The organism is Domibacillus iocasae, assembly GCF_001750285.1.
Lineage (GTDB): Bacteria > Bacillota > Bacilli > Bacillales > Domibacillaceae > Domibacillus > Domibacillus iocasae.
In genome coordinates, this window is record NZ_MAMP01000018.1 from 1 (window position 1) to 2,592 (window position 2,592).

A 2,592-nucleotide genomic window follows, 5' to 3' on the forward strand; every position below is an offset into this window, starting at 1 on the left:
AAAGGTCAACCAGTAAAAACTGGTTGACCTTATAATACGAAAGCACCCGTTAGTTCCATAAGAAATTACTTCCCTTAGCTGCGGACCTGGATTTTTCTAATAAAGCAAGTCAATGTCTTTAAAATAATTTATTCTGTTTCAAATTCAATGTCTTTATATTTGAATTTAATTTTTTTATTTTTTAGGATATAAAGACCCACTAAGACCCCTCCTATAGCTAATGCTTTTTCAGGTTGTTTCCTTATCGCATCCCCAAACGCATTACCTACTTCAGCAAAGTTTACCCCTACTTCTTTCATCTTATCAACATTAGAAATAACTTTGTGTATTTCTGACATGTCTATATCACTCCTTCTTTATAATTTAGATATATTTAATATACCATTTTAAAAAGTTTTAATAGTAATTGAACTAAACTGCCCTTTAGTTGAGGAAGAAAAAAGACCGGCTGGAACAGCAGCCGGCTTTTAAACTCTTGCACCCCTTTAGTTTAAGTACAATACTTCACAATTCTAAACTGTTTAGTATTCTCTCCTATTTCCTTTTTTTACAAAGTCCCACTCAACCTCTATATTTTTCCTAACCCGTTGAAGAAGCTGAAAAATTGTATCTGTTTCTTCAGTTGAGAATCCAGATAGTGCAACCTTATTAGAATACTCCCCTTCTCTTCTTAAAAAGGGATAAACATTTTCCCCTTTTTCAGTTGGAAATAGTTTTTTTATCTTTTTATTAATATCATCATCCCTTTTTTCTATAAAACCTTGCATTTCAAGTTTTTTAATTGCACGAGCTGCTGTTGTTCGGTCTACTTTGATCATTTCTGCCAACTTATCCTGTATAATTCCTGGGTTTTCAACTATTCGAACCAAATACAAATACTGCCCTTTTGTAAGATCATATTCTTTAAATTCAATATTACTAATAGAGTCTAATGCTCTTGCTATCATTCCAATTTCACGAAGAATTTCCATCCCTAAATGCCTTCCTTCCTTTTATTTTTTTGTTGTATTTACAACAAAATTATTTTCGTTTATACTTTTTTTGAAGTCATTTTTATTATGAATGATTTAATTACAAAAATAAATTCAGAAAGGACTAAAGAAAAGTGGAATCAAAAAGAATCACAATGAAAGTTGATTTAAGTGTAGCTTTTCATATAAGAAAAGAAGTGTTTGTTGAGGAACAAGGCGTACCATTAGAAGATGAATTTGATCAGTTTGACACACTGGAAGGACAAGGACAATGTGAACATATATTAGTCTATTATAATGAAAAGCCAGTTGGAACGGGAAGAATAAGAATTGTTGATGGCTTAGGAAAATTAGAAAGAATTTGTATATTAAAGCCATACCGTAAATTTGGACTTGGCAAGGTAATTATTAAAGCATTAGAAGAAATCGCAGAAGAAAAGGAAGTATCTCAAGTTAAATTACACGGGCAAACGCAAGCAGAAGGCTTTTATCAAAAATTGGGCTATCGATCTTCATCTAATATATTTATGGAGGATGGAATCCCACATATATTAATGGTAAAAGACATAACTTCCTAGTGATGCAAAATGTCGAGTAAAAATCAATATGCACTTTATGTTTTAGGTATTTTAATACTAACCCTCGGTATTGCTTTAACAATACAATCAGACATTGGAACTTCTCCTTTTGATGCACTCTTGGTCGGTTTGTCCCTGAACGTGGGGCTTACTGTTGGTAGTTGGGAAATCATAATTGCATTAATATTGATATGTTGTAATTCGTTATTAAAAAGACAAAGACCTGAAGTTTTAGGGTTGTTAACTGCATTTATAACAGGTATCTGTATTGATATGTGGCTTTTTTTATTACACAATTTGATAACACCTGAACTATGGTTTTATAAACTTGTTTTTTTTGGAATCGGCTTAGTTGTTATAGGATTGGGAACGGCAATTTATTTACACACAAATTTTGCACCTATTCCAGCCGACCGTTTAACACTAATCATACAAGAATTAACTCGAACAAATATACTATTATCAAGAACACTCATTTACTTTGTGTTCTTGATAATGGCAACGGTATTCAATGGACCTATTGGTATCGGAACTTTATTAACCGTCTGTTTAGGAGGGCTAATATTAAATTATTTTATGCCGCTTACTAGAAAAGTAATAGATACTATATTAACAAATTCTACAACGAAGTATGATGCAGACAAAAACCATTCAATTTAGGATGGTTTTTGTTTTTAGGTTCTTATTGAGCTAACCTGCTTCGATAGTTAAATAGTCTCTTCCTTTATGGGCTTAACTAATAAATTATCAAATGTTTCCCTATCTATACCATTATATATTTTCAAGAGATTTACATAATGAGATAAGTTTCTTCCATTAAGGATTTGAAATCTGCTGAAATGATTTTTTTGAAGAAGGTCTAAAAGTTGAAAAAATGAAGAGCATTGAGGATATACAAGCTAAGTAGAAATTAACCCCGGCCGAAACCGGGGCTTTGCTTTTTAACCCAAACTGCTGGTGATATACTTCTTGTATTCCTGAATAGCTATATGCCATGAATACGACAACGGGGTTATTTCTTCTGGAGAAACAAAAATTTCGTT

Annotated in this window: 4 protein-coding genes; 2 read left to right on the top strand and 2 right to left on the bottom strand. The window is 32.0% G+C overall.

Annotated elements, in window-relative coordinates; genetic code table 11:
- Positions 1-128 precede the first annotated feature (128 nt).
- Both BA724_RS06895 and BA724_RS06900 read right to left on the bottom strand, forming a co-directional pair.
- Positions 129-338 (bottom strand): hypothetical protein, encoded by a 210-nt coding sequence (locus tag BA724_RS06895; protein WP_069937934.1) that lies wholly within the window; start codon positions 336-338, stop codon positions 129-131.
- Between the two features lie 183 nt (positions 339-521).
- Entirely contained in the window at positions 522-971 is a 450-nt protein-coding gene (locus BA724_RS06900; RefSeq protein WP_069937935.1) for a MarR family winged helix-turn-helix transcriptional regulator, read from the bottom strand.
- Positions 972-1,105: 134 nt separating this feature from the next.
- Between BA724_RS06900 and BA724_RS06905 the strand changes: the two genes are divergently transcribed.
- Both BA724_RS06905 and BA724_RS06910 read left to right on the top strand, forming a co-directional pair.
- Positions 1,106-1,549 carry a GNAT family N-acetyltransferase gene (locus tag BA724_RS06905; protein ID WP_069937936.1) on the top strand — a complete coding sequence of 148 codons (444 nt, stop codon included), beginning with the start codon at positions 1,106-1,108 and terminating at the stop codon, positions 1,547-1,549.
- Positions 1,550-1,558: 9 nt separating this feature from the next.
- Complete coding sequence (locus BA724_RS06910) at positions 1,559-2,209, top strand: YczE/YyaS/YitT family protein (RefSeq protein WP_069937937.1); 651 nt, start codon at positions 1,559-1,561, stop codon at positions 2,207-2,209.
- Positions 2,210-2,592 lie beyond the last annotated feature (383 nt).

Coding starts and splice junctions, on each gene's coding strand:
- BA724_RS06895 (WP_069937934.1), bottom strand. CDS start 338: ATGTCAGAAATACACAAAGTTATTTCTAATGTTGATAAGATGAAAGAA.
- BA724_RS06900 (WP_069937935.1), bottom strand. CDS start 971: ATGGAAATTCTTCGTGAAATTGGAATGATAGCAAGAGCATTAGACTCT.
- BA724_RS06910 (WP_069937937.1), top strand. CDS start 1,559: ATGTCGAGTAAAAATCAATATGCACTTTATGTTTTAGGTATTTTAATA.